This is a genomic window from Micromonospora sp. NPDC049559, from assembly GCF_040676675.1.
Lineage (GTDB): Bacteria > Actinomycetota > Actinomycetes > Mycobacteriales > Micromonosporaceae > JBFAPK01.
The window spans coordinates 85,201-110,893 of record NZ_JBFAPK010000031.1 but is presented as its reverse complement, the minus strand read 5'-3'; the positions used below and the strand labels follow the sequence as shown (position 1 = coordinate 110,893).

29 protein-coding genes and 1 tRNA gene are annotated in these 25,693 nt (G+C 69.6%); 13 read left to right on the top strand and 17 right to left on the bottom strand.

Features of this window, described 5'->3' with window-relative positions; all coding sequences use genetic code 11:
* Nucleotides 1-203: 203 nt before the first annotated feature.
* Nucleotides 204-656 carry a GatB/YqeY domain-containing protein gene (locus AB0J86_RS28205; RefSeq protein WP_363860640.1) on the bottom strand — a complete coding sequence of 151 codons (453 nt, stop codon included), beginning with the start codon at nt 654-656 and terminating at the stop codon, nt 204-206.
* A 25-nt stretch (nt 657-681) separates the two neighbouring features.
* Here AB0J86_RS28205 and AB0J86_RS28200 point away from each other — a divergent pair, with 25 nt between their 5' ends.
* Nucleotides 682-1,575 carry a metallophosphoesterase gene (locus AB0J86_RS28200; RefSeq protein ID WP_363860639.1) on the top strand — a complete coding sequence of 298 codons (894 nt, stop codon included), beginning with the start codon at nt 682-684 and terminating at the stop codon, nt 1,573-1,575.
* A gap of 135 nt (nt 1,576-1,710) precedes the next feature.
* Nucleotides 1,711-1,787 (top strand) — tRNA-Pro (locus AB0J86_RS28195).
* 65 nt (nt 1,788-1,852) lie between these two features.
* Here AB0J86_RS28195 and AB0J86_RS28190 read toward each other — a convergent pair.
* From AB0J86_RS28190 to AB0J86_RS28150, 9 genes are all read right to left on the bottom strand, one after another.
* Nucleotides 1,853-3,016, bottom strand: coding sequence for a tyrosine-type recombinase/integrase (locus AB0J86_RS28190; RefSeq protein ID WP_363860638.1), 1,164 nt, complete (start codon nt 3,014-3,016; stop codon nt 1,853-1,855).
* Nucleotides 3,016-3,213, bottom strand: coding sequence for a helix-turn-helix domain-containing protein (locus AB0J86_RS28185; RefSeq protein WP_363860637.1), 198 nt, complete (start codon nt 3,211-3,213; stop codon nt 3,016-3,018). The genes AB0J86_RS28190 and AB0J86_RS28185 overlap by 1 nt, the downstream gene beginning before the upstream one ends.
* 221 nt (nt 3,214-3,434) lie before the next feature.
* Entirely contained in the window at nt 3,435-5,393 is a 1,959-nt protein-coding gene (locus AB0J86_RS28180; RefSeq protein ID WP_363860636.1) for a DUF3987 domain-containing protein, read from the bottom strand.
* Between the two features lie 34 nt (nt 5,394-5,427).
* Nucleotides 5,428-5,712 carry a hypothetical protein gene (locus AB0J86_RS28175; protein WP_363860635.1) on the bottom strand — a complete coding sequence of 95 codons (285 nt, stop codon included), beginning with the start codon at nt 5,710-5,712 and terminating at the stop codon, nt 5,428-5,430.
* Nucleotides 5,709-5,960: a hypothetical protein gene (locus tag AB0J86_RS28170; protein WP_363860634.1), complete on the bottom strand. Its 252-nt coding sequence runs from the start codon at nt 5,958-5,960 to the stop codon at nt 5,709-5,711. The genes AB0J86_RS28175 and AB0J86_RS28170 overlap by 4 nt, the downstream gene beginning before the upstream one ends.
* Before the next feature lie 142 nt (nt 5,961-6,102).
* Nucleotides 6,103-8,307 (bottom strand): cell division protein FtsK, encoded by a 2,205-nt coding sequence (locus tag AB0J86_RS28165; protein WP_363860633.1) that lies wholly within the window; start codon nt 8,305-8,307, stop codon nt 6,103-6,105.
* A 97-nt stretch (nt 8,308-8,404) separates the two neighbouring features.
* Nucleotides 8,405-8,695, bottom strand: coding sequence for a hypothetical protein (locus AB0J86_RS28160; RefSeq protein ID WP_363860632.1), 291 nt, complete (start codon nt 8,693-8,695; stop codon nt 8,405-8,407).
* Between the two features lie 90 nt (nt 8,696-8,785).
* On the bottom strand, nt 8,786-9,592 hold the full coding sequence (locus tag AB0J86_RS28155; RefSeq protein ID WP_363860631.1) for an ABC transporter permease: 807 nt from the start codon (nt 9,590-9,592) through the stop codon (nt 8,786-8,788).
* Complete coding sequence (locus tag AB0J86_RS28150; protein WP_363860630.1) at nt 9,592-9,852, bottom strand: DUF6284 family protein; 261 nt, start codon at nt 9,850-9,852, stop codon at nt 9,592-9,594. The genes AB0J86_RS28155 and AB0J86_RS28150 overlap by 1 nt, the downstream gene beginning before the upstream one ends.
* Before the next feature lie 230 nt (nt 9,853-10,082).
* Between AB0J86_RS28150 and AB0J86_RS28145 the strand changes: the two genes are divergently transcribed.
* Nucleotides 10,083-10,937: a GntR family transcriptional regulator gene (locus AB0J86_RS28145; RefSeq protein ID WP_363860629.1), complete on the top strand. Its 855-nt coding sequence runs from the start codon at nt 10,083-10,085 to the stop codon at nt 10,935-10,937.
* Entirely contained in the window at nt 10,934-11,470 is a 537-nt protein-coding gene (locus tag AB0J86_RS28140; RefSeq protein WP_363860628.1) for a kinase, read from the top strand. The genes AB0J86_RS28145 and AB0J86_RS28140 overlap by 4 nt, the downstream gene beginning before the upstream one ends.
* 6 nt (nt 11,471-11,476) lie before the next feature.
* Here AB0J86_RS28140 and AB0J86_RS28135 read toward each other — a convergent pair whose 3' ends face one another.
* Nucleotides 11,477-11,677, bottom strand: coding sequence for a DNA-binding protein (locus tag AB0J86_RS28135; protein WP_363860627.1), 201 nt, complete (start codon nt 11,675-11,677; stop codon nt 11,477-11,479).
* Between the two features lie 1,071 nt (nt 11,678-12,748).
* On the opposite strand from AB0J86_RS28135, the gene AB0J86_RS28130 reads away from it, so the two are divergent.
* Nucleotides 12,749-13,516: a hypothetical protein gene (locus tag AB0J86_RS28130; RefSeq protein WP_363860626.1), complete on the top strand. Its 768-nt coding sequence runs from the start codon at nt 12,749-12,751 to the stop codon at nt 13,514-13,516.
* Between the two features lie 52 nt (nt 13,517-13,568).
* On the opposite strand, the gene AB0J86_RS28125 is transcribed toward AB0J86_RS28130, so the two are convergent.
* Nucleotides 13,569-14,450 carry a DUF6602 domain-containing protein gene (locus tag AB0J86_RS28125; RefSeq protein ID WP_363860625.1) on the bottom strand — a complete coding sequence of 294 codons (882 nt, stop codon included), beginning with the start codon at nt 14,448-14,450 and terminating at the stop codon, nt 13,569-13,571.
* A gap of 219 nt (nt 14,451-14,669) precedes the next feature.
* Between AB0J86_RS28125 and AB0J86_RS28120 the strand changes: the two genes are divergently transcribed.
* Nucleotides 14,670-14,918: a hypothetical protein gene (locus tag AB0J86_RS28120; protein ID WP_363860624.1), complete on the top strand. Its 249-nt coding sequence runs from the start codon at nt 14,670-14,672 to the stop codon at nt 14,916-14,918.
* A gap of 538 nt (nt 14,919-15,456) precedes the next feature.
* On the opposite strand, the gene AB0J86_RS28115 is transcribed toward AB0J86_RS28120, so the two are convergent.
* On the bottom strand, nt 15,457-16,341 hold the full coding sequence (locus tag AB0J86_RS28115) for an AraC family transcriptional regulator (RefSeq protein WP_363860650.1): 885 nt from the start codon (nt 16,339-16,341) through the stop codon (nt 15,457-15,459).
* 141 nt (nt 16,342-16,482) lie between these two features.
* On the opposite strand from AB0J86_RS28115, the gene AB0J86_RS28110 reads away from it, so the two are divergent.
* Nucleotides 16,483-17,142 carry a class I SAM-dependent methyltransferase gene (locus AB0J86_RS28110; protein ID WP_363860623.1) on the top strand — a complete coding sequence of 220 codons (660 nt, stop codon included), beginning with the start codon at nt 16,483-16,485 and terminating at the stop codon, nt 17,140-17,142.
* A 3-nt stretch (nt 17,143-17,145) separates the two neighbouring features.
* Here the strand turns inward: AB0J86_RS28110 and AB0J86_RS28105 are convergent, their stop codons facing one another.
* Complete coding sequence (locus AB0J86_RS28105; RefSeq protein WP_363860621.1) at nt 17,146-17,427, bottom strand: metalloregulator ArsR/SmtB family transcription factor; 282 nt, start codon at nt 17,425-17,427, stop codon at nt 17,146-17,148.
* A 149-nt stretch (nt 17,428-17,576) separates the two neighbouring features.
* On the opposite strand from AB0J86_RS28105, the gene AB0J86_RS28100 reads away from it, so the two are divergent.
* The 4 genes from AB0J86_RS28100 (at nt 17,577) to AB0J86_RS28085 (ending at nt 21,512) form a co-directional block, all read left to right on the top strand.
* A complete protein-coding gene (locus AB0J86_RS28100) occupies nt 17,577-18,677 on the top strand; it encodes a cation diffusion facilitator family transporter (RefSeq protein WP_363860620.1) in 1,101 nt (366 codons plus the stop codon).
* A gap of 173 nt (nt 18,678-18,850) precedes the next feature.
* On the top strand, nt 18,851-19,033 hold the full coding sequence (locus AB0J86_RS28095; protein WP_363860649.1) for a DUF397 domain-containing protein: 183 nt from the start codon (nt 18,851-18,853) through the stop codon (nt 19,031-19,033).
* Between the two features lie 278 nt (nt 19,034-19,311).
* A complete protein-coding gene (locus AB0J86_RS28090) occupies nt 19,312-20,022 on the top strand; it encodes a VOC family protein (RefSeq protein ID WP_363860619.1) in 711 nt (236 codons plus the stop codon).
* A gap of 299 nt (nt 20,023-20,321) precedes the next feature.
* Entirely contained in the window at nt 20,322-21,512 is a 1,191-nt protein-coding gene (locus AB0J86_RS28085; RefSeq protein ID WP_363860618.1) for an IS110 family transposase, read from the top strand.
* Here AB0J86_RS28085 and AB0J86_RS28080 read toward each other — a convergent pair.
* Both AB0J86_RS28080 and AB0J86_RS28075 read right to left on the bottom strand, forming a co-directional pair.
* Entirely contained in the window at nt 21,485-21,871 is a 387-nt protein-coding gene (locus AB0J86_RS28080; protein WP_363860617.1) for a hypothetical protein, read from the bottom strand. The two genes, AB0J86_RS28085 and AB0J86_RS28080, sit on opposite strands and share 28 nt — an antisense overlap.
* Nucleotides 21,868-22,542: a CatB-related O-acetyltransferase gene (locus AB0J86_RS28075; protein ID WP_363860616.1), complete on the bottom strand. Its 675-nt coding sequence runs from the start codon at nt 22,540-22,542 to the stop codon at nt 21,868-21,870. The genes AB0J86_RS28080 and AB0J86_RS28075 overlap by 4 nt, the downstream gene beginning before the upstream one ends.
* A 255-nt stretch (nt 22,543-22,797) precedes the next feature.
* Here AB0J86_RS28075 and AB0J86_RS28070 point away from each other — a divergent pair, with 255 nt between their 5' ends.
* Complete coding sequence (locus AB0J86_RS28070; RefSeq protein ID WP_363860615.1) at nt 22,798-23,406, top strand: RNA polymerase sigma factor; 609 nt, start codon at nt 22,798-22,800, stop codon at nt 23,404-23,406.
* Nucleotides 23,403-24,398, top strand: coding sequence for a CU044_5270 family protein (locus tag AB0J86_RS28065; protein WP_363860614.1), 996 nt, complete (start codon nt 23,403-23,405; stop codon nt 24,396-24,398). The genes AB0J86_RS28070 and AB0J86_RS28065 overlap by 4 nt, the downstream gene beginning before the upstream one ends.
* A gap of 61 nt (nt 24,399-24,459) precedes the next feature.
* Here AB0J86_RS28065 and AB0J86_RS28060 read toward each other — a convergent pair whose 3' ends face one another.
* On the bottom strand, nt 24,460-25,584 hold the full coding sequence (locus tag AB0J86_RS28060) for a site-2 protease family protein (protein ID WP_363860613.1): 1,125 nt from the start codon (nt 25,582-25,584) through the stop codon (nt 24,460-24,462).
* Nucleotides 25,585-25,693: the final 109 nt, after the last annotated feature.

The following is a 25,693-nucleotide window of genomic DNA, read 5'->3' as shown; positions in this document are numbered from 1 at the left end:
ACCGGCGATACAACCACCGGCGCACCCGCGGGCCGCCGGGGGGGCGCGGCCGGGCGGGGTGCCCCGCCGGGCTCACCGGTCGCGGCGCCGCCGCGGGGGGGGCCCCCGGGGGGGGCCCCCCCCGTCTCGCGTCACGGCCCGTCTCGCGTCACGGCCCGTCTCGCGTCACGGCCCGTCGGCCGTACGGCCGGACCACCGGCCGATCAGCCGAGCTGGCGGCGTACCTCGGCGGCGACCCGACCGCCCTCGGCCCGGCCGGCCACCGCGGCCTGGGCCGCCTTCATGGCCGGGCCCATCTGCCCGCGCTCGGTGAAGCCGCCCGCGGCGAGCGCGCCCGAGACCAGCTCGGCCAGCTCCGCGTCGTCGAGCTGCTTGGGCAGGTACCGGTCCAGCACGTCACCCTCGGCGCGCTCCCGGTCCGCCTGCTCGGCGCGGCCCGCGTCGGCGAAGGCGGTCGCCGCCTCCCGGCGCTTCTTCGCCTCCTTGGTCAGTACCGACAGCACCTCGTCGTCGGAGAGTTCCCGCTTGACCTTGCCGGCGACCTCGGCGTTGCCGATGGCGGCCAGGGCCATCCGCAGCGTGGACGTGGTCAGCTCGTCGCGCGCCTTCAGCGCGGTACGCATGTCAGCGGTCAGGAGGTCCTTCAGGGTGCTCATGGTTGGTGAAACTACCCTGGAAACCATGCGAAAGCGCACAGTATTGCGGCTGGCCGCCGGGACCGTCGCGGTGGGCGGGGCCGCCCTCGCGTACGGGTCACTCATCGAACGCAACCGTTTCACCCTGCGGCGGTACGACGTGCCGGTGCTGCCGGCCGACGCCGAACCGCTCCGCATCCTGCACCTGTCGGACCTGCACATGACGCCGGACCAGCGCCGCAAGCAGCGCTGGGTGGCGTCGCTGGCCGCCACCGACCCCGACCTGGTCGTGGTCACCGGGGACAACCTGGCCCACCCCGAGGCCGTCCCCGGGGCGCTGCGGGCGTTGCAGCCGCTGCTCGACTACCCGGGCGCCTTCGTCTTCGGCTCGAACGACTACCGGGGACCGGTCTGGAAGAACCCGTTCAGCTACCTGCTGCCGGAACGGGAGTACGTCCAGGGCGTCGACCTTCCGTACGAGGATCTCCGCGACGTGCTCACCGGCGCCGGCTGGGCCGACCTCAACAACGTCCGCACCTCGCTGAAGGCGGGCGGCCGGCTGATCGAGATGGCCGGCGTGGACGACCCGCACATCGGCCGGGACGACTACGCCTCGATCGCCGGGGCGGTCTCGGACGACGCGGCCGTCTCGGTCGCGCTCACCCACTCGCCCGAACCCCGGGTGCTGGACGAGATGGCCGCCGACGGCTTCGACCTGCTGCTCGCCGGCCACACCCACGGCGGTCAGGTCTGCGTACCGATGGTCGGGGCGCTCACCACGAACTGCGGGCTGCCCCGGTCGATGGCGAAGGGCCTGCACCGCTGGCCGGGTTCGAACGCGTGGCTGCACGTCTCGGCCGGCCTCGGTACGCACCCCACCGCCCCCGTACGCTTCGCCTGCCCGCCCGAGGCGTCCCTGCTGACCCTCATCCCGCGTTGATCCTCGTCTCGCCCTGACGCACTCTTCCGGCCGGTCGGATCGGCCGGTCGAGTGGGCCGCGTCACTCGGCCGACGCGCCGCCGGATACCGAATTTGACCGCCGGGGACGGTGGGCTACTATTTGTCGGCACGCCTCGGGGTGTGGCGCAGCTTGGTAGCGCGCTTCGTTCGGGACGAAGAGGTCGTCGGTTCGAATCCGGCCACCCCGACCAGGTAGAGGGGCACATCCAATCGATGGATGTGCCCCTCAGTGCTTTCCGAGTGACTAATTGAGTGACTAAGCCTCCGAGGCCAGGGCGAAGATCCGATCCATGGCGACGGCTCCGCTCAGCAGCACCGGACGAAGCTGATGCCGGTAGACCTTCTCCGTGACCGTCGTGCCGGAGTGGCCGCACAGATCGGCGATGTCTTCCAGGCTCACGCCGCTGCTGGACAGCACCGATACGAAGCTGTGCCGTAGCTCCCGGGGCGTCCAGTCGCGCGGGTCGAGCCCGGCCAGCTTGGCGACCCGCCGGAACGCCCGGCGGACGTTGGCGGCATCCAGCTCGGTACCGACCGAGGACGCGAAGACGATCCCGGTCGGTTGCCAGTCGGCGCCGGCCCGCTTCCGGTCGCGGTCCTGCATTTGCCGGTGCCGCCGGAGCGCGGTGACGCACCGGAGCGGCAGGGCCAGCGTTCGCCGAGACTTCCTCGTCTTGGTGTCGCCACCGGCCCGCACGGAGTGCCACACCTGGATCGAGGGCGGTACCGGCGGATCGTCGTCCGGTCGGCCCTCAAGATCGACGTGTTCCCACGTCAGCGCCCGTAGCTCCTCGGTCCGAGCGCCGGTCAACAGCGAGACCACCACGTACGCATAGAGCCGCGTGGTTTCGGCCGCGTTCAACAGGGCCTTTGCCTGCTCCAGGGTGAGCGACTTCGACGGACGGCCCTCCTGGCCCTTGGGGATAGAACAAAGCGCGACCACGTTCCGCTTGACCTTGTCGCGCGCCATCGCACGGTTGATCGACCGGTTCAGGCAGGCGTACACCTCCCGGAGCGTCCGCGTGCTCAGGGTCTTGGCCTTCTCAGCCAACCATCGGTCCACGTCTTCCGCGCTAAGCTCCCGCAGCTTCCGGGCGCCAAGGTCCGGGATGATGTGTCCCCGGCTCAGATAGCCGCACTTCTCGATCGTGCCTTTGGCTACTCCGCTGAGCCCGTAACTGAGCCAGTCGTTCACCGCGTCGGCAACGGTAAAGCCCTGCGGCGCGATCGTCAGTCCGTCCTCGTGATCGCGGAGCACTTCCTTCAGCTTGCTCTTGGCCTCGGTCTTGGTCTTGCCACTCCCCCGGCGGACGATTCGCTTGCCGGCCGGGGTGTAGCCGACCGTCACCGAGGCAATCCAGCGCTGTCGTGCCTCGTCCCAGTGCAGACCGCCGTCACCACGGCTCCGACGCTTGCTCATCAGGCAGCCACTCCTTGGTTGTTCTCGCGCTCCAGCAGAGCCACGTAATCGGTGATGGCGTTCGCGGGGATGAGTCGAGTCCGGCCCTGCTTAACCGAGCGGAGTCGGCCAGCGCGCATCTGTTCGTAGATGACCGTCCGGCTCATGCTGAGCAGATCCATGGCTTCCGGGATGCGGTAGAGAGCCTTGAGTCGCACCGTGCGGGCCTTTCCGTCTTGGCTAGGGGTTCGGCTGTCGGTGTGGGGGTCGATTCGATCGCGGCCGTTTCGAGGGGCCTGAGCCGGCTGTAGAGCGTTCTCGGACCGGCCATCGGCCGGCGGGTCCTCGCCACCTCGGGTGGCCGTGACAGAACTGCCAGAATTGACAGAACCTCGTCCGGGGTGGGGTTGTGTCAGTTCTGTCGGTTCTGGCGTGGCCTTCATGCGGTCCGCCGGTTGTCGGTGCCGATGGCGTGAACCGTGGCGGCGGGTTGCTGGTGGAGGTCAGGGTGGACGAGGTACGAGGGCGAGGGTGGGCGGCCGCCGGTCCGGGTGCGCGGGGGCGGGTCGAGCTGGCGGAGGTAGCCGTGGGTTTCGAGGACGGACAGCACCGGGTCCAGGTCGGCCACGGTGGGCATCTGCGCGTTCTTGACGGCGCGGAACAGTTCCCGCTTGGTGAAGGCGGTAGAGCCGGTGCGTTCGATCCAGGCGAGGACGTGCCGAGCGTTGCGGGTGCTGGTGTCGGCGCCCATGTCGTCGAAGGCGGCCAGGGCGTGAGCGGCGAAGTAGTCGCCCAGGAGCGCGGCCCGCTCGATCGTCTCGGCCTCGATCGGCTTGCCCCATCCGTCGCGGAGGTGTTCGGCCAGGTGGATCAGTCCGGCGAGGCGGACGACAGCGCCGGTGTATTTGCTGCCCCAGTCCACGATGTGCGCCCATGCGCCGCCGGGGCCGAGCCTCGGCTCTACGGCCCGTTCGATGTCCAACACGCGCTCGTTAGCCTCGGGGGTGAGCGGCAGTACGGCCGGGTCGGTCCATTCGGCGAGCGTCATCACCAGGGCACCGAGATTGCCCGCGTACGTGGCCGCGACCGGTTCGGGTACCGGGTCGGCGCCGATCTTCCGCCGTCCGACGGTGTTCTCCGGCAGGGAGAACAGGATGCGGGCAAGCAGGCCCTTGCCCCGGAAGCCGGGCATGCCGGCGATGTCGCGGAGCACGTCGGGTTGCACGGCCAGGCCGAGCGTCAGGGCAGGGTGCTCGACGTGCTCCGGGTCGCGGCTACGCCGGTTGACGCGCAGCATGTCCCCCGCGTGCCCCTTGAGAAAGACCTCCAGATTCGGAGTCCCGGAGTAGCGGCCCGCGATGGTGGCGAAGATGCCGCCCTCCGGCGACAGCACCGCCAGGCGCCCACCCTGTTCGGCGAGCAGGGATGCGGCTTCTTCGCTGGTGACGTCGTCGGCGACGAGTTGCGGCAGGACCGGCACGGTCACCGCGTCGACGTTCATCGCGGCAGCGGTCGCCTCCGCCAAGAGGGTGTCGCGTGCGGAGGCGTCCGCGTTGGCGGCGGCAACCGCGGCTTTCTCGGCGGCCTTTCCGGCGACGCGGGCGGCCAGCTCGGCTTCCACAATCGCCGGTCGAGTGCGCTCGACCAGCGCCTTTTCGGCGGCCAGTAGCGGCCCGGTCATCGCGGCGAACACCGCCGACTTGCGCGACCCGGGCGGTAGGGCGACGACGGTGAACAGGTTGGTGGGTTCGCGCCACGAGCCGCGTACCTCGATTTCGGCGCGGCCTCCGGCGGCGGTGGACAGGGCGGCCAGGGCGACACAGCCGGGCAGGTCGACCGGGGTTTGGGTGAACTCGGCGACGCCGTAGACCATGTCCGCGACCCACGTTGGCAGGACGTAGGCGGGGAACTCGGGTAGGTGCCGCCGGTCGCCGAGCGGGATGAGTGGCGTCCATGCTCCGGTGTCGGCCTGGTCGAGCAGGGCGCGGCCGGCGGCCACGACATCGGCCACGTCGGCGCCGGAGGTGGCCATCTGCGTCAGGTGCTCGCCGAGGTTGACGACCTGGCGGCGGCGGGCGTGGTCGGCAACGATTCGGGCGTAGTGTCCGGCGTTCGCGGCCGTGGGTACGGCTTGCATGAGGGTGTGCAGGTACGGTGCGCCACCGACCTTGGCCAGGTCGCCGGTTTCGGCGAGGTAGGCGGCCAGGGCGATCGGGTCGGTGGGGGTGCCGTCGGCGTGGATCAGGCTCAGCGCCTCCCACAGAACGGCGTGGGCGGGCCGGTAGAAGTCGGTGGGGGTGAGCAGGGCGGCCAGCTCGGTCATGACGGGCGGGGCGATCAGCACGGCGCCGATGACGGCCTGTTCGGCGTTCAGGTCGTGCGCGGGTGCTCGGGTCACGAGGTGACCTCCTTTCCAGAGATGAGGAGGCGGGTCAGGGGGTGCGGCGCGGCCGGGGGCGACCGTTGACGGCGGCGCGGGTGACGAGCTGGCGGAGGTCACCGAGCAGGCAGGCGAGTTGCCGGCGGGCGACGGGCTCGGTCTCGACCAGGGCGACGCGGGCGCGGATCTCGGCCTGTTCGCGGCCGTCGTCGGTGCGGACGCGGACGAGGACGGCGCGGCCGTAGCCGGGCAGGTCGACCACGATTTCCGGCGAGCGGTGTTCGGCGAGGTTGCAGCGGTGATCCCGCGCGCACCACGGCGTGTGGTTGCGGCTCATCGGGTGCCGTTGCGGTACTCGGCGCGGATCTCGTTCCAGAGGTGGCGGCCGTAGCGGATGCGTCGGCCGGTGCCGTCGCAGCGGTGGCAGTCGCGGACGATCCGGCCGAGCCGGGAGCGGTGCCGGCCGGCGCCGTGGCAGGTGCGGCAGGGTCCGAATGGCGATCCGGCGCAGACAGCGGCGTAACCGATCGTGAGCAGGGTGAGGGTGGGGCAAAGCAGGCTAGCGAGCAGGGCGAGGGAGTGCACAACAGCCTCCAGGGGCCGGTTTTTGGGCGTGAAGGGCCAAGGCCGCTAGGTCGCTAGCGTCCTGGCAGGGGTAAAGATGGAGGGCTAGCGGTGCCGCTAGGTCTAGCGGGTGAGGGGGCTAGACCTAGCGGCCCGCTGAGGGCTATCCGGCCCGCCGCCGTCGGTCACGTTCGGTTACGGCGGTGGTGATGTCGTCGCGGTGGATGCCCTTGCGGTTGGCGCCCTTGCCGGTGGTCGGGTCGGTGCCCCAGACCTGTCGGCCGACCGGGACGTGGTGCGGCTTGAGCGCGGCGGCGAGTTGCGCGGGTTCCCACCCGGCGTAGACGTCGGGCCGGAGGTCGGCAAGCCTCGCCACGACGGTCTCTGACCACACCTTTGCCTCCGTCGGCGGTACGACGGTGAGGATGTCGTCCAACAGCGTGTCCGCCGTGCCGGCAGGCACCTCGGGTGCCTGGCCGACGGCGTGGCCCGTGAGGGTGCCGGCGGCCTGACGGAGTGCCAGGGCGCGGGTGACGATCTTCTCCACGTGTTCGGTTTTGGCCAGGTTGGTTCGCACCGTTACGGCCTCTTCCACGGCGCCGGAGTCGTCGGCGCCGAGCAGGATGCCCACCCCCTTGTGGGCGCGCTGGAAGCGGGACGAGTCGTAGCCGGCCGGGTACGAACCCGCCCCCAACACCGCCTCCGACGACTGCCACGTCATCGTCTTGAGCGCGAAGCGGGTACCGATGTTGTCGCGCAGGTCGGTCGGCACGGCCTTGCCGTCCGGCTTCTGCGTGGCCAGCAGGATCATGATCCCGACCGACGGGCCGACCTTGCACAGCTCCGTCAACAAAGAGACGATCTCGTCCCCGTGCACCTGGTGGCCCGAGTAGCGCTGGAACTCGTCGATCGCCACCAGCACCGGCCACAGCTTCAGCGACCGCTTCTCCGCGATCTGCCGGGTGACCTTGGATTCCGGGCACAGGTCCGGCGGCAGCGTGGCGATCGTGTCGTACCGGCGGTTCATGTCCACCACCAGCGCCCGCAGATCCTCCACCAGCGCTTCCACGGTGTCGTCCCGTACGCCGTAGCCGGCGCGGTGGGCGATGCGCTCGAACGCCCGCCAGTCCTGCCCGCCCTTGCCGTCGTACACGTGCAGCTCCACGATCGGATCCAGGGCGGCGGCCAGCACCGGCAACCGCGCGGCGAACGTCTTCCCCATCCTTGGGATGGCGCCCACCAGCAGGGACGTGAACATCAGCAGCAGCGGCACCGGCCGGCCGCGCTGGTCCTGGCCGAACGGGAACGCCGCGAAGATGTCCACGGTCCCCTTGTCGATCAGCGGCCACAGGCCGGACGGCTTGGCGTACGGGTCCTCATCGGCCACCCACAACGACAACCGACGGGCCGAACCCGCGCTACCGCGAACCCGCTCCGGCCACACCTGCACCTCGTCCAGGTCCAAACCGGCGGCCAACTCGGTCCGCTTCTTGATGGCCTTGTCCGCCGTCACCCCGAACGGCAGGTCAACCACCGCACGCCAACCGGGACCGTCGCGCATGATCGGCATCGGGAAGCTGATCAGGTCGTCCGGCTTGCACAAAGAGGCGGCCAGGAACGCCCGCGTCACCACATCGGCCGAGAGCTTCCGGGCGCGAGGGGTCACCGCGGCCACGTCCAACAGCGGCTTGTCCGCCGGAGTCCCGGCCAGCCCGAACAGGACCACGGCGCCGGCGAGGATAGCCCACCGCTGCCACGAACCAGCCAAGGCCAGCAGCACCGCCACGGTGGGCAGGCCGAGCAGCAGAACGGCCGTGACCACAATGCCGCGCCAGCGCACCCGCGCGTCCCGCTGCCGGGACAGCTTGAGGTACAGCTCGGCGTCCTCACGGCGGACTGCGGCCAGGCGCACGGGGATGCCCTCCGCGTCCGACACCCACCGGACGGTGTGCGCCAGCAGCCGCGCCACGCCGAACGGTGCCCGCCACGCCAGCCGGCCGGCGTACTTGGGCGACCGGGTCAGGTGGTAGAGGCTCACGTGCGAGTAGTGCGACAGCACCCACCGGCCGGCGGTTCGCAGCTCGGCACGCGACCGCAGCCAAGCGGGAACGATCGGCCGGCGAGTCGCGGTCTTGCCCGCCATCACCGACGCGAACGCCGACGGCTCGGCCACCCGGGGCGGGTCGACCGGCACCGGGCCGTCCCCCTCCTGGTCGTCCGCCTCGTCGTCCAGGTCCACCGCGAACGACTTCACGCCATCGGCAGGCTTCCGCCGCCGCGCGGCCAGTTCGACCACCTCCGCACCATCGGCGAACAGCTCGGCTTCGGCAGCCTGCCAGTCGAAGCGATCATCAGGGTTCGTTGCCATGATGAGGGTTCCTCCATCAAGGGATGCGTTCTCGGGATGGCAGGGCCGGCGGCGCGGCGCTGGTTTGCGAGGCCGTGGGCCGCGCCGCCGGGCGAGATCAAATTCCGTACAGGTCGAAGTCCATCTCCGGGTCGCCCGGAGGCATCTGCTCGTAGCTCATTCCGCGTCGCCGGATTTCATCCCGCGCCGCGCTCTGCACGTCGATGATTCGGCCGGTGCTCATGCCGAGCCGCTTACCGCGCCTCTCGATGGCGGCCATCAGCTCCTGCTCACGACGCAGGGCGGCGGACCGGCGTTGAGCAGCCGTACCGCCGGGCGGCGGCTTCTCCCACTGCGGCGTCTGCGGCACCGTCTCGTCCCGCTTCTTCTTGCTGTTGAAGAACCCCATGACGTCTTCTCCCAGGTCCGGATCTTGGATGGGCAGGGCCGGCGGCGGGGCGCTGGTTTGCGAGGCCGTGGGCCGCGCCGCCGGGCGGAGCTAGTCCTCGTCGCTGTGCAGCAGGTGAGCCAGTGCGGCACCCATGCCGAGCACGGCCACCGGCAGGCAGGCCACGAGAGTCGTGATCTGCCATGGCGCCGCGGTCACCCCGGCGGCCTCCATGAGGTGATAGGCCACCTGGCCGAGCGCACCCAGCAGCAGTGAGCCGATGCCCGACGTACGGGCGAACTTGCGCGCCCGAGGCGGGACCGCCGAGCCGGACAGCCACGCCCGCAGGGCGTATGCGGCGTACGCCTCCACCCCGATCGGCAACGTGATCGCCGTGTTCAGGGAGAAGCTGTCCCAGATACCTGGGAGCGGGTGCACCACCCCGAACCCGGTGAGCCCGCCGAGTCCGACCCACCCGGACCAGATGGCCACGAACGCGGGCGCGGCCAGCAACAGCAACACCCATGACCGCATGGGCTTGCGCGCGGCCGGAACCGGGTCGCTGGTGATGTTGGTACCCGGGTGTCCGTCCACCGCGACCGGCGCGGACACCACCGGCACCGTGGCGGTGTCGACCGGTGCCGGTTCCGGCTCGGTCCCGGTTGCCGGAGGCTCCGGCACCGGGTCCACCGACGGGGCCGGTGACTCGTCCACCGGGGTCGGGGCGGGCGGCGCGGCCGGGGCGAACTCGGCGGCGGCCAGAGCGTCCCGCACAGCGGTTGCCTTGGGCGAACCCACCTTGAGTTCCCGCATCAGCAGGTTCCGGGACGGAACCTTGCCGAGCCTGTCGGCCAGGGCGCGGGCGGCGGGCATCAGGTCTTCGATCGGCCGGGGGTAGACGCTGGTCGGCGTGGTCATCAGGCGACCGCCTTCCACACGCGCGGCGCTTCGGCCAGCAGCTCGGCCAGAGCAGCGGCTTCCCGGATAACCACCCGTTCGGCCTGGCGGATGCGGCGCCGGTCCAGCAGCGACGGCCCGTGCTCAGCGTTGAGAGCGATGATCTCGGCGTCCAACAGCGCCAACTCCGCCTCGATCAGCGGCCACTCCCGCTCGATCGCAGCCAGGTCCTCGGCGGTGGGGTCTGCGTCCATCGGGCCGGGGGTAGGTGTTGCCTGCATGGCTCGCGTCCTCCAGAAGACACGTCGAACGGGTCAACGGGCTTGACCCGCCCGGGTTGATCACCCGGGGCCATGAAGCTAACAACTGATATGGAGACGAGTCAACTGTTATGGAGAGACTTGGATCAAAGTTGCAGATCTACCTGCGGAGACGCACCTAACATCTGTTAGGCAACTGGTATGCTCTGGTAGCTCAGCGAGTCCCGCTCCCCCGCTGCGAGAGGAAACCCATGTCATCCCCTCAGTCCCGGCTCACCCGCGCCGACTCGCTCCACCAGCAAGTAGCCCGCAACCTGCGCAACGACATCGAGGCAGGCGTCCTACGCGACGGCGACGTACTCCCCACAACACGCGAGCTGGCCGAACGCTGGGGCGTCAGCGTCTTCACGATCTCCGAGGCCATGAAGCTCCTCGCCGAAGAGGGCCTGATCATCAGCAAGTCCAGATCCAAGCGGGTCGTCCACGCGCCCCACCAGGCCCAGGGCAACGAGATCCGGTTGCGTACCCCCCGCGTGATCCTCATCGGCGGGTACGCCGGCAGCGGCAAGACCGAGCTTGGCCGCATCCTCGCCCGAGAGACCGGCTGGCCGATGCTCGACAAGGACACGCTCACCCGGCCGGTTGTCGAGGCTGCCCTAGAGATCCTGGGCAAGTCACCGCACGACCGGGAGTCCAGCGACTACCTCAACCTGATCCGACCCCGGGAGTACGAGGCCCTAGCAGCGGCCACGAACGAGAACATCGCGTGCGGGAACAGCGCCATCGTCACCGCCCCGTTCATCCGCGAGTTCAACGACTCGGCATGGCTCGACCGCATCCAGGCCAGCCACGCGGCGATGAACGCCACCACCACGTTCGTGTGGGTGTACTGCGACGCGGACACCATGCACACCTACATCCGCCACCGGGGCGCGGCCCGCGACGCCGCCAAGCTCGCCGACTGGCCCAGCTACCTCAACAACGTCGACGTGACGTTCCGCCCCGCCGTGCCTCACGTCCTGGTCGACAACTGCGCCTCCGGCGTACCGCTTCAGAAGCAGGCCAAAGAGCTGGTCGCCACGATCCTCGGAAGCACGGCCGCATGAACCGCGGCCTCATCCTCTACGGCCCCCCAGCGGCCGGCAAAGACACCATCACCCGCCGACTACACGCCCTGAACGGGCGCTACGAGCTGTTCCCCCGCCTCAAGGCCGGACCAGGCCGCACGGCCGGCTACCGGATGACCACCCCGGACGCGCTCAACGAACTCCGCGACCGAGGCGAGATCGTCTGGGAGAACCACCGCTACGGGGCCACGTACGCCGTCGACCGACCCGAACTCGTCGCCCGACTCGCCCGACAAATCCCCGTGCTGCACCTCGGCCAGGTCGAGGCCATCAACGCCGTCATCCAGGCAACCCCCGAGGCACGCTGGACCGTCGCGTTCCTGTGGTGCCCACGTGAGACCGCCGAAATCCGGATCAAGGAACGCGGCACCGGAGACACCGCCGAACGGCTCAAAGCCTGGGACGAGACCAAGCACATCACGGCAGAGGCGGACCTGACGATCAACACGCTGGTGACCGAGCCCGACGACGCCGCACGGGGAATCGACAGCTACGTCACCGCAGAGCGGTAGGCCCGGCTACGCCTCGTCCGGCGCGTTCAGATGCGGCCGGTACTTGCTGATCCACGCCTCAACATCCTCGATACGCCACACCGACCCCATCGCCAAACGGTCGTACGGCTCGGGAAAGTCGGGGCGCTGGATCAACTGCTGCACCCGTTGCCGAGACACGCCAAGCCGATCTTGCAGCTCCTGCGGCCCGTACAGGTGGCGACCCATACCGGCAGGCTATTCAGGTGCCGAGTAGTCACTTCGCCAGATCGTCAAGTTGCTAGTAGCTACTTGACAAGCCCTAGTCACATCGACACCCTCAACCTATGCCTTCACCACCGAACCGCTCACCCATCCACGACCGCTACACAGGCAGGCCCCACGGGCCCCTCCGGCCCCTCTGGTTATGCCGAGTCTGCGGCACCCCCTGGCCATGTGGGCCCGCGCGCCTATCACTCGCCGCACAATACGGCGACGACCGAACCGGGCTGTCGGTATACATGAGCACGGCACTCCACCTGGCAGCCAAGGATCTATACATCCTCAACCCCCACTCCGGTCCAGACCCAACAACTCTTTTTGTGCGATTCATAGGCTGGACCAAAGAGGCGGGACAGCCATAAGAATTCGAGGCCAGTCCCCGGGCCTTCCGGCCCGGGAGACTGAAGTCACTCGTCCGCCGTCGGCTCGGCTATGCTTCGCCGCCGCCCTGGGAACTCTTCTTAGCCATAAGGCGATAGGAGGACGGCTTTCCGTACACCTTCAAGGCGACCCTGAACGGGCCGCTCGCACCGCCACCTGGGCGCGCGTCCGTCGCTCCGCTATCGCTCCACGCCGGCAACGCAACATGCGCGGCGGCTGGCGCGGAGAGCGGGAAGCCCGGGGCCGCCGCAGACGGTAGCGCCGAGAATGGTGGAGGTTTTGCGGGTCGGCAGCCGGCCGTGGCACCGCCGCGCCGTAGGGCGGGTTCACCGCCGGCCGGGGTGGGGGATGCTGCGCGGAGGATGCGGGCCTGAAGGGCGCTTCGCGTCGCTACGCAACGGCCCTACGAGGGCCCCTTGACCCCGGCCCGAGGGGCCGGGGTCAAGGGGCCCTCGGGCCGGCGTTGCCGGCAGGCAGGGCCTGCCCGGGGTACATCCGCCGCATCCCCACCACGGCCTCGTCGGCAACGACCGACGCCACGCTCGAACAGGCCGTCAAGTAGAACTTGAGACGCTGAGGCCAAACGTCGGTGACAGGCCGGCAAGTGGAGTGGCATCCCGGGCATAGACCGCCGCCTGAGGAATCTACAATCGATGGGTGGCCGGGTTTGATTTCGAATTCCAGTACTCCGAAACCCAAGAACCCCTTGTTGAGGCGTGCCAACGAGTAGCGCGAGCCCGAGCGCATCAGCTCGGCATCTCCTGGAGAATCCAGCGACCGGGGTTGTGTCATCGACTCGTCATTGTGGATGGAAACAGCAGGCGGATGGATTTGCTCGGCTATCGTCTAGAGCGAGACCTGCCTGTGGTGGCGGAGGGGATCTTGACCACGTCCTTTTCTAGGCCTCAGAGAATCCGACTCGGTCGCGGTTTTGTAGACCTGATGCTGCGTGGCCGCGACGTCGATCAGGAGGGTTGCATGACCCTCCGTGGGGTTGCGCGAACACGCTGGTACTACCCGCCCTATGAATTCGAATGCTCCGAAACTCCGCGCCTGCATGCCCGGCTGGCAACTACGCTCAGCGTCATCGTTGCTTGGAATTTCGACGAGATAGCACCGGAGGTGCTCCTGGAAGAGTTGCACACTGCCTGCGAACTGACGCTAGAGGAACTGGTCAACAAGCGCTCCAAGCGACTCAGCTTTGCCGAGTTGACGGCCACTGCGCACGACGCCGGTCTCTTTGATTACCACCGAGTGTTCGAGGAGCGGAATCCGGCCGAAGTTTTAACCGAATTGAAGGATCTGCGCAAGAATGTCAGACATAGGGCCGCCGAGGGCGCGGATGAATGGTTGAAGCTCAATTGGGAAAACATCGCCATACTCTTGGAGCGATTGGTCGAAATATTGAACCGGACAGCATCTTAGGCTCGGCATACCGCAGAGCGCGGTTCGCGGACGACGGCGGATTGTCACGTCGTTAGTCAGTATGAGGATGAGAGCATGTACCACTGTTGTGTTTGCAAGGTTGCCGGAAGAATGACGACAACTCATTATCGGGCCAAATCTGCCACGCTTCGCCCTTTGGGCGGCTTGTAACACTCCTCACGGCCAGCTCGCCGTAATTCGCGACGATATCCTCCGCACCTAGCACGCTTCGATAGAGATGGGTGTTGAGATTGAGAACAAACGGGTAGAGCGGGCTGTTGTCCTGCTGGGCGCGCGTAAAACCTGGAAATATTGGCAAGGCCAGATCTTCGTCCGAAAACCTCGCAGTCATGCTCTCTTCACCGTTCTGAAAGCCCCACATCACACAGCCGTGATTTAGCGATACCAGCGCGTGCACCATTTCGCGTCGCTTCAGTAGCTTATTTATCTCGAAGAAGCGAACTATAAGTTGCTGGAAACTTGCACGAGGCGACACATCGATCGCGAAAATAGCCGAGAAGAGAGGATTCGAAATAAAATGCGTGCAAGAGCCTGTTTCTCGATTCTCCGTAACACGGTCCCGTGGGGTGGGCGGGCGGTAGAGCCTATTGCAGACCACCAGCTTTTCCATGGCTTCGTCTAAAGTCTTTGCATTCAGCGACTGCTTTACCTCGACAACTCCATACACGCCTTCGATCGGTAGGTGCGGGCGCCGAGAGTCGCGTGCGGCAGGTGCTTTGACGGCAGGAAACCACGTCTCATTGAAGATGACGGCATCACAATGTCCGGCCGTATGGCCATATCTGTCCGTTATGACGCCTGTCGTGATTGCATACCTTTTCGGCAATAATTCTCTTAGTTCATCTCGGAAGATCTCTTCGACTCCGACGCCGGAGTCAAAGTTGTCTAGATTCGCCGCCTTTTCCTCTGCCACTCTGATGCGGAGGCGCTTGTCTGCGTAGGCACACCTTCGCCGAAACGACTGGGCGAGGCTCTCGGACGCATCCGCTCGAGGTTGCCATTGGCTAACGTCCGGCAATGGAGTCGATCCGGAAGTCGGCTTACGTGCTGGTTGGCGTCGTTTCCGAGTCATATGGCAAGTATCCAGGATGACAGATGGAATGTCAGGTGCCGAAGGGCCACGATTCCTTGAATGGCCCGGGATTACCGTGGTCTGGTCCTGGCACTGTTGGCGCTGGCCGGAGGCACGGTCTGGATGCCGTTGTTCTCGTACCTCGACCTTGGCGCACTTCCTGGGGCTGCAGGTGTCGTGTTCGGCCTGCTCGGGATCCGCTCGACCTCCTGGGGTTTCTCCCGCGTGCTGGCAATCCTGGGGCTGCTCGGTGGCGGAGCGGGCGTCGTAATGCAGACCGTCTGGATCGTCTTCGAAGCGGTTCGGTGAGCTCAGGCGAATCCCTCCGCCCCAGCGGCGCGCAGCACGGGCCGCGCAGCGTGGTCGACCACACCGCGCCGTCGGCGAACTGCGCACCGCGCAAAGTTGCGGTCAAGGCGTTCCGGCGGGAGCGCTTCGGCTCCGGGATGGCGAGAGATCGTCGGCCGGTCGCGGCCTGTGGGTGGTTGCGCAAGCCATCCCACCAGCCATCGACCCGGGCAAGCTGCACTCGGGCAGTGGCTCAAGCGGCGGGCTGCGTGACGAACTGAGTGACAATCGACCCGGATGCTGACGGACGTACCCGGACGCCGAGGGACCGTTACCGCAGCGTCCGGTGGAGCGCTGCAAGGTCAAATCGGCATGATCGTTCGTTCGGGACGAAGAGGTCGTCGGTTCGAATCCGGCCACCCCGACTCGAGAAAGTGCAGTTCAGGGCCGGTCTCCTGCAAGGGAGGCCGGCCCTGAACCGTTTCCGGGATCGAGTCGAGAGAAGCCCGGGGAGACGATCCGGCATCCGTCTCCCGGCGGCGGCCGGGCCGGTGACGTCCTATGCGGCCGGAGGGGCGGCGTCGCGCCACCGCGTCGGGGTCGACCCGTGGTCGGCGCGGAAGCGCTTGATGAAGTAACTGACGTCGGGATAGCCGACCCGACGGCTGATCGCCGACACGGTCAGGTCGGTCTCGGCGAGCAGCAGGCGGGCCTGCTGCATCCGGCGCTGGGCGATCCACTGCTGGACGGTCTGGCCGGTCTTGCGGCGTACCACGGTGGTGAGGTGCCCGGCGGTGAGCGCGACCTCGGCGGCGACGTCGGCGAGCGAGATGGGCTCGTGGTAGCGCCGCTCGATGACGTCGAAGACGGCCGCGAGCAGCGGCTCGTCCGAGGAGCGCAGCTGGTCGGCGACGCCGGTCGACAGCCGGGCCGCGGCCACGAGCAGCAGGGTCAGGTGGGCCAGGGCGGCCTCCTGGTGACCGTCGCGCCGGGCCCGCAACTCGGCGTCGAGCGAGGCGAAGCGCTCGACCCAGGCCGCCCGTTCGGCCGGTGGGATGCGCAGCCGCTGCGCCCGGTCGGTGCCGCGCGCGAAGGGCAAGAGCAGCGGGTGCGTCCGCCACGACGAGTAGGCCCCGCGCGTGCCGGGCCGTACCACGTCGGCCGGGAACCCCACCGCCCAGCCGTCGGTGACGACCCGCTCGAACGGGTCACCGAGGGAGACGACCTGCCCCGGTGCGATGACGAACAGATCCCCGTCGGTCACCGTCCACGTCCGGCCGTCGATCAGCACCGTCCCGTCGGCCAGGTGCGCGTAGCAGAGCACCAGGAACTCGTGCGTGTGCGCGCCCCCGGCGGCGGAGGCGACGACGGGCATGCCCCGGGGGAGCCGGGCCACCGAGACCGGGGCGTTTCCGGGTACGTGGCCGAAGCCCATAACCGGCATGCCCTGCCCGGTCACCCCGACGGTACGGGACGCGAGAACCAAACTTTGTCGCATCTGGTCCACAGTTCCGCCATTGTCCGTAGCTTCGCGCCGCATGACGCTGAGGGTACGACCGAACTTCATCGGATATCGGAGCGTGACATGACCGGACACCCACACACCGATCGCGAGCATCCCTACCTGCCCGCCATGGGCAGGGATTGGCTGCTGCCGCTCTACGATCCGCTCACCCGGCTCGCCGGCGTCGGGCGCGTGCACGGACAGCTGCTGGACCGGGCGGGACTCCGGAATGGTCAGCGGATCCTGGAGATCGGTTGCGGCACCGGCAACCTGCTGCGGGCGCTCGGGCGTCGCCATCCGAGCGTCGACGCGCTGGGCATCGACCCGGACCCCGCCGCGCTGCGCCTCGCCCGCCGCAAGGCGGCCCGGAGCGGGCAGTCGATCCGGTACGAGCGGGCGTTCGCCGGTGAACTACCGCTGCCCGACGGCAGCGTCGACCGGGTGCTCTCCGCGTTCATGCTGCACCACCTCGGCGAGGAGGAGCGGACGCGCGCGCTGCGGGAGGCCGGTCGGGTGCTGCGTCCCGGCGGCGAACTGCACGTGGTGGACGTCGACGGCACGCCGTCGGAGCGAGGAGCGGGCCACCTTCACCGCAATGCCCGGGCGATGGGCAGCCGGCCCGACGAGGTGCTGGCCGCGCTGGCCGACGCCGGCCTGACCGGGGTCGCGGAGAACGGTCGCGGCCGGGCCTGGTTCGGCCGGCTCGTCTTCTACCGCGCCGAGGCACGCCGGGGCGGGTAGTTGTCAATCGTGCTCGGGTGCCCCGGTCACCTGATGGTCGGCGGCGTACAGCGCCTCGGCGACCAGCCGCCGGACGTGCCCGCCGCGCGCTCGGTACAGCGCCCGCCGACCGTCGCGGCGCACGGAGACCAGACCGGCCAGTAGCAGCTTGCCCAGGTGCTGCGACACCGCCGGACGCGCCGCGCCCACCGCCGCCGCCAACGACCCGACGTCGTGCTCGCCGTCGCGCAGCAGCCACAGCAGCCGCAGCCGGGTCGGCTCGGCCAACATCCGCAACGCCGTCACCGCCGCTTCCACCTGCTCCCCCGTGGGTAACTGTTGCCCACCAGCGGCAGTTGCAGCATTGTCACGTGCGTACATGAGCACATATTCTGGCCGCGGTTACGCCGACCGTCCAGCCGGCCACCGCGCCGCTCGCCCACGGGGGTAAAGGCATGTCCTCGGTACGTAAGCACCAAGGCGAACCAGGAGACCACGCCGGCCATCGGCACCACGGCACAGTCGACCACGACCACGATCACTCGCACGGCAGCCGCTGGTGGCAGCGGCTGACGCATGCCTTCACCCCGCACTCGCACGACAGTGCGGACAAGGTCGACGCGCCGATGGAGACCAGCCGCGACGGCATACGGGCCCTGTGGATCTCCCTGCTCGGGCTCGGCGCCACCGCCGCCGCGCAGGTGGTCGTCGTCGTGCTCTCCGGCTCGGTGGCCCTGCTCGGCGACACCCTGCACAACGTCGCCGACGCGCTGACCGCCGTACCGCTCGGGATCGCCTTCCTCATCGGCCGCCGCGCCGCCACCCGCGCCTACACCTACGGCTACGGCCGGGCCGAGGACCTGGCCGGCATCGTCATCGTCGCCGTCATCGCCGCGTCCTCGGTCGCGGCCGGCTGGACCGCGCTGACCCGGCTGCTGAACCCCATCGAGGTCACCCACCTGCCCTACGTGGCCGCCGCGGGAGCCATCGGATTCGCCGGTAACGAGCTGGTCGCCCGCTACCGGATCCGGGTCGGTCGACGGATCGGCTCGGCCGCGCTGGTCGCCGACGGGCTGCACGCCCGGACCGACGGGTTCACCTCACTGGCCGTCGTGGCCGCCGCCGGAGGCGCCGCGCTCGGCTGGCGCTGGGCGGACCCGGTGGTCGGGCTCGCCATCACCGTGGCCATCGCCTTCGTGCTGAAGGACGCCGCCCGCGAGGTGTACCGCCGGCTGATGGACGCCGTCGACCCCGCCCTGGTCGACCAGGCCGAGAACACCCTCCGCGCCATCCCCGGGGTACGCGACGTCTCCGCCGTCCGGCTGCGCTGGATCGGCCACCGGCTGCACGCCGAGGCCGACATCGTGCTCGGCGCCGAACTGAGCCTGACCGCCGCCCACACCATCGCCGCCGACGCCGAACACCAGCTCACCCACGCCGTACCGCGCCTGACCAGCGCCACCGTGCACACCGACCCGGACAGCCACCCCGGCGCGCACCATCACACCGACCTGTCCCACCGCCTCCGCCGCCACCGCACCGATCCGGACGGCTGATCCTCACCGGGCGACCGGCGAGTGCTCCCGCTACGCCCGGTCGGGCAGCGGCGCCCGCGCGGGCCGGCGCGGGGCGACGCGCGGTCGCGCGACGTCGAGGTTGACCGCGAGTACGCTCTACCCGCACGCCCATCCCTCGAACTAATCATGGAAGTGGCGGAGTCATGGAGCTGATCACCGCGCCGCGCTGGCGTAAGTCCTCCCGCAGCAACGGGCAGGGCGGTGACTGTGTCGAGGTGGCCGACAACCTGCCGGGCCGGGTGCTTGTCCGGGACAGCAAGGACCGCGACGGCGGCACGCTGACCTTCGCCCCCGACAGCTGGAAGGCATTCGTCGAAGCCGTCAAGACCCACTGAATCCCCGACCACAGCGCGCCCCCGGCCGGATGGCACGGGGGCGTTGCCGTCTGACGGGCCGGCGGCGTTCCGACGACGGGTCGACCGCGATTCGAGCGCGACGACTGATCGCGCAATTCCGGGGATGTAGTTCCCTCACCCGCCGCACGACACCCCTCTTTCCCGGCAGCAGCGCGATCTCCCGACCGAGGCGGGCTCCGGGGCGCTCCGAGGTGCTCCGGCCGCCGCCGCCGGAAAATTCGGTGCGGATGGCGCCAGGTCAGCCGTAGAACATGGGGATGGCTTCTCACCTCTTCGCGGTCAGCTTCGCGGCGAACGAACCGCAGCGGCTCGCGCGGTTCTGGTCCGGTCTCCTGGGCCGGGAACCGGCCGACGATGTCACCCTCCTCCCCGATGACGACACCGGCTTCCGGATCCGCTTCGTACCGACCGACGAGCCGAAGACCGCCCAGAACCGCGCCCACTTCGATCTGACCAGCACCTCGCTGGAGGACCAGCAGCGGACGGTGGCCAGGGCCCTGGAACTCGGCGGCCGGCACACCGACGTGGGCCAGCGCCCGGACGACGACCACGTGGTGCTCGCCGACCCCGAGGGCAACGAGTTCTGCGTCATCGAGCCGGGGAACAAGTTCCTGGCCGACTGCGGGTTCATCGGGGCGCTCTCCTGCGACGGCTCGCAGGCGGTCGGATACTTCTGGAGCGCGGCGCTGGGGTGGCCGCTGGTCTGGGACCAGGACCAGGAGACCGCGATCCAGTCGCCGCGGGGCGGCCCGAAGATCACGTGGGGTGGCCCACCGCTGATGCCGAGGATCGGCAGGGACCGGGTACGTCTCGACCTCGCCCCGGCCGCCGACGGCGACCAGCAGGCGGAGGTCGACCGGTTGATCTCCCTCGGCGCGACGCGCATCGACACCGGTCGGGGCGAGCCCGGCTGCGTGGAGCTGGCCGATCCCGACGGCAACGAATTCTGCGTACTGCCGCCCCGCTAGCGTCGCCGGGAGAGGCCATGACCTCGGATCGCCGGTGCGGGCCGCTCAGCGCGGCGGTTCCCCCGTTACCTTTTTGATCGTCCCCGCCGGGGACTGCTCGGTCGCCCGGCCCGGTATGACTGACTGCCCCTGTCGTACGCATGATCCGGGGGGTGTTGTCGCCGGGCCGGGTGGCGTCGGCGGACCGCTGATAGGGACCGGGCCACCCGCATCCTGGGTAGGTCTCCTCGTAACGTAGCTGCCGGGAGTCCGACGCCGAGACCACGGCCGAGCCCACCAGCGAGGTACGGAGGCGGCAGGTGCACGGCGACTACCAGGTCTACCTGGGCTTGGACGTCGGTAAGGGTGATCACCACGCGGTCGGTTTGGCCCCGGACGGGAAGCGGTTGCACGACGGTCCGCTGCCCAACAGCGAAGCCCGGCTGCGGGCCCTGTTCGACAAACTCGCCCGCCACGGCACGCTGCTGGTGGTGGTGGACCAGCCCGCCTCGATCGGCGCACTGCCCGTTGCCGTGGCTCGTGCTTGCGGGCATCAGGTCGCCTACCTGCCCGGTCTGGCGATGCGCCGCATCGCCGACCTGCACCCCGGCACCGCCAAGACCGACGCCCGAGACGCGTTCGTGATCGCCGACGCCGCCCGCACCCTGCCGCACACCCTGCGCAGGGTCGACGCCGGCGATGACACCCTGGCCGAGTTGGAAATGCTCGTCGGCTACGACGACGACCTCGCCGCAGAAGCCACCCGCGTCTCCAACCGCATCCGGGGCCTGCTGACCCAGATCCACCCCGCCCTGGAACGCGTCCTTGGCCCGAAGATCGCCCACCCGGCGGTGCTGGAGCTGCTGTCGCGTTGCGGCGGACCAGCCGGGCTGCGCAAAGCCGGCCGCCGCAAACTCACCTCGATCGCCACGTCCCGCGCCCCACGCATGGGCGAACGTCTCGTTGACGCGGTGCTGGCCGCTCTGGACGAGCAGACCGTCACCGTTCCCGGCAGCCAGGCTGCGGAGACGATCCTGCCCCGGCTGGCCGACACTCTGCGCGACGTGCTGCGCCAACGCGACCAGGTCGCCGGCGAGGTCGAAGGGATGCTTGATGCGCACCCTCTTGCCGGGGTCCTGACCTCGATGCCCGGCATCGGGGTCAGGACCGGAGCCCGGATCCTGCTCGAAGTCGGCGACGGATCCGCCTTCGCCAGCCCCGGGCACCTGGCCGCCTACGCCGGACTCGCCCCAGTCACCCGACGCTCCGGCAGCAGCATCCGAGGCGAACACCCACCCAAGGGCGGCAACAAACACCTCAAACGCGCGTTCTTCCTCGCCGCGTTCGCCGCCCTGTCCGACCCCGCCAGCCGCGCCTACTACGACCGCAAGAGAGCCGAAGGCAAGAAACACAACGCCGCCCTCATCTGCCTCGCCCGACGCCGCGTCGACGTCCTACACGCCATGCTCCGCACCAAGACCACCTACCAACCCCGACCCGTCGCAGCTTGACCAAACCCATAGGGACACCCCCCCGCGGCGAGTTCCTCGAAGACGTGGTCGGGATCGTGCTGCTTCCAGTACCGGAACATGAGCGCCACGCGTCCCTCGACGGCGAACGAGCCGATCGGCCGCGACGGGTCGACGAGGAAGCGCGGCTGTTCCCACTGCTGCGCCACGACCGCCAACGGGCGGTCGGCCACGAGGATCCAGGTGGCTTTCCCGCCGGCGATGACGGCGAGGAAGTGCCGATCCCGGAGGTGGGCGACGACGTCGGCCAGGGCGGTCTCGGGCGACAGCTCGATCGTCTGGGCATGGGGCAGGGCGTCGTCGCCGGCGGCAACGCTGCCACGGTCCACGTTGATGATCATTGCCGTACCTGTTCCTCGCGGGACTGTCGGGCCTCGGGCGCGGCGGCCGCCAGGTCGTCGACGCTGCCGGACATGATCGTCCGTACGTGCGTGGTGATGTGGTCGAGCGGCCAGTCCCACCAGGCCAGCGCGAGCAGGCGGTCGATCTCGGACTCGCGGTAGCGGCGCCGGATCAGTCGGGCCGGGTTGCCGCCGACGATGCCGTAGTCGGGTACGTCGTCCACGACGACCGAGCCGGAGGCGACGATGGCGCCGTTGCCGATCCGTACGCCGGGCATCACCATCGCCCGGTAGCCGAACCAGACGTCGTGGCCGACCACCGTGTCGCCGCGTCCGGGCAGGCCGGTGATGAGGTCGAAGTGCTCGGCCCAGGAACCGCCCATGATCGGGAAGGGGAAGGTCGACGGCCCGTCCATGCGGTGGTTGGCGCCGTTCATGACGAACCGCACGCCCTCGCCGAGCGCGCAGAACTTCCCGATGATCAGCTTCTCCGGCCCGTAGTGGTACAGCACGTTGCGGGTCTCGAAGGCCGTCGGATCGTCCGGGTCGTCGTAGTACGAGAACTCCCCCACCTCGATCAGCGGCGAGGTGACCAACGGCTTGAGCAGCACCACCCGCGGCTGGTCGGGCATCGGGTGCAGCACGGTCGGATCGGCGGGTACGCCGGACATCACATCGCCTCCTCGGGAGCCGCCAGCCGAAGCGGTCACCGGCCGGCCCAGCCATGCTCGCAGGCACGGCAAGCCGTTTACCCACAGGTCTCAGCTACGTGCGTCCGGGCCGCCGGCCGCCTACCAGCCGAAAAGGGCCGCGTGGAGCGCCGTGAACAGTGGTCGGCCGATCGGCCAAGAAGGGGGTGAGCGGCCACCGAGCCGGAGTGGTCTTCGAGACCGGGAGAGGCAGACGATGATGCGAATGATCCAGATATGACCGCGGGGACACGCGCGTTACCCGTCCAGGACGGCGATGCCGCGCTCATCGCGCGGTCGCTGCGCGAGCCCGAGGACTTCGCGACCGTGTTCGACCGCCACTACCCGCGGATCCACGGGTACGTGGCGCGGAGGCTCGGCCCGGGCCTGGCCGACGACGTGGCGGCGGAGACGTTCCTCGTCGCGTTCGCGCGGCGGGAGCGGTACGACCTGACCCACCCGGACGCCGGCCCCTGGTTGTACGGGATCGCCTCGAACCTGATCTCGCAGCACCACCGGGCGGAGCAGCGACGGTACCGGGCGATGGCCCGGGCGGGGGCCGACGAGGTCAGCGACGGCCATGCCGAGGAGGTCGCGGTCCGGCTCGACGCCCAGGCCCGCCGTGCGCCGCTCGCGGCGGCGCTGGCCGGGATCTCCAAACGGGACCGGGACGTGCTGCTGCTGGTCGCCTGGGCCGGCCTGACCTCCGAGGAGGCGGGCCGGGCGCTCGGGATACCGGCCGGGACGGCCCGCTCCCGGCTGCACCGGGCCCGCAAGAAGATCCGCGCCGCGCTGGACCGGACATCGCCGACGACCACGACCACCGGAGAGGACCACCGACCATGAACGAACTCACCGAACTGCGCGCCGCGTGGGAGCGGACCGATCCGCCGTCGCCGGCCGCCCACACCGCCGCCCGGGCCGCCCTGATGCGGCAGATCGCCGCCGACGGCACTTCGGCGGCGGCCCACCCGCTACCCCGTCGGCGCGGCGTACGGTACGCCTGGCTGACCGGCGGCACCGCCGCCACGGCGGCGCTGGCCGCCGCGGTCGTCTTCGCGGTCGCCCCGGGCACGACGCGGCCCGGGCAGCCGGCCGGCGGGACGCCCGGCCACGCGAACCTCGACGAGCAGGCCGGCCGGCGCTCCGGGCAGCAGATCCTGCTCGCGGCGGCCACCGTCGCGGAGTCCCGGCCGGCGGGTACCGCAAAGTACTGGCACGTCAAGGAGTCCTTCACCGACCCGGCGGCGCCGGGCACCGAGAACGTGCAGGAGACCTGGACCACGCGGGACGGGACGCTCTACCTGCTGGCTCGGGACGCCGGCGGCGTCATCGAGGCGTCGCAGGGCAACGGTTTCCAGGTGGGCTTCTCCCAACTGGCCTACGCCGAGCTTGAGCGGCTTCCCACCGATCCCGCCGCGCTCCGGACCTGGATCACCGACTCCCTCGCCCATCCCCACGGGGCTGGAAAAGCTCCGAAGATCCCGGCCGACGGCCTCGACACGGCGGTCACGGACGCGCTCGGCGACCTGATCTGGCAGGTACCCAGTCCGCCCGCTGTCCGGGCCGCGGCGTTGCGGGTGCTGGCCTCGATGCCGAACGTCACGAGTCTCGGCGAGATGGACGGCGGCCAGGGCCTGCGGGTGGCCGTTCCGCCGCCGCCGGCCGACAAGTTCCCGGGCGGCAAGCGCCCCGCCGGCTCGGACGAGATCACGCTGGTGCTGGACCCGGCCACGTCGATGCTGCTCAGCGAGGTGACGTACCAGGGCACCCACAGGATCCTGGCGTCCGAGTGGACGGACGAAATGCCGAGCATCGTCCAGGCACCGAACAAATAGCACCTCCGTCCGAGGGGATCCGCGCCCGTGCTCCACGGCCGGATCCCCTACGGACGGGTCGCTACCGGCCCACCGCCCCCTGGGCGGCCCGGTCGATGTCGCTGGGCGAGACGATTCCGACGAGTTGCCCGTCGGTGACCACGAGTGCCCGGTTCTCCGCACACTCGCTCAACCGTGGTAGCAGCTCGGTCACCGGCTCGTCCGGACTGGCGAAGGCGAGTTCTCCCGGCGGGCAGGCCACCGCACGTACCGCCGTGGACGCCCGCTGTTCGAGCGGTACCCGCCGGACCCGGTCCAGCGTCACCAGCCCGGCGGGGCGGCCGTGCTCGGTCAGCGGAAACGCGGTGTGTGGCCGGTCGGCGAGATAACGGTCGGCGAACTCGGCGACGGTCATCCCCGCCGGTACCGTCTGCGGCTGCGGTGACATGACCTCCCCCACCCGCACCCTGCCGAGCACGGCCTCCAGTTCGGCCTGCCGCTGTTCGGCGCGAGCGGCGCTGAGCAGGAACCAGCCGATCAGCACCAGCCACAGGCCGCCGAACCCGACGCCCCGCAGGAACAGCGTCCACAGGACACCGAGCACGATCAGCGCCGCCCCGAAGAACCGGCCGGCACGCGCCGCGGCGATGGTCGCCCAGGTACGGTCGCCCCGCCATTTCCACAGCACCGCACGCAGGAGCCGGCCACCGTCGAGTGGCGCGGCCGGTATCACGTTGAACACGGCGAGCGCCACGTTGATCGCGGCGAGCCAGGCCACCACTCCGAAGCCGAGGCCCCGATGTCCGGCGGCGGCGATTCCCGCCGCGACCGCCGCGAACACACCGCCGAGGAGCAGGCTCACCAGCGGGCCGACCCCGGTGATCCGGGCCTCCGCCCCGGGACCGGGCGCACGGCCACGAATCTCGGCCACCCCGCCGAAGACCCACAGCGTGATCGCCCGTACCGACAGTCCGTTGCGTCTGGCCACCACGGCGTGGGAGACCTCGTGCACGAGCAGCCCGAGGAAGAAGACCAGGGCGGCGCCGATGCCCGAGAGCGCGTACGCCCATCCGGGATTGCCCGGATAGGCGTTCGGGAAGCGTCCGGCGGCCAACGCTCCGGCGATCAGCGCGAAGATGACGACGACGCTCCAGTTGACGCCGACCGGTACCCCAGCGATGGTTCCCAGCCGGAAACTCGCTCTCATCATCTGTCCCGGTGGCTCGGCTACTTGCGGGTCCGCGCCCGCTTACCCGCGCCGTTCGCCGCTAACCCGCCACGGGGGCGGCGCCGTCTTGCGGCGCGGTTCTATTTTC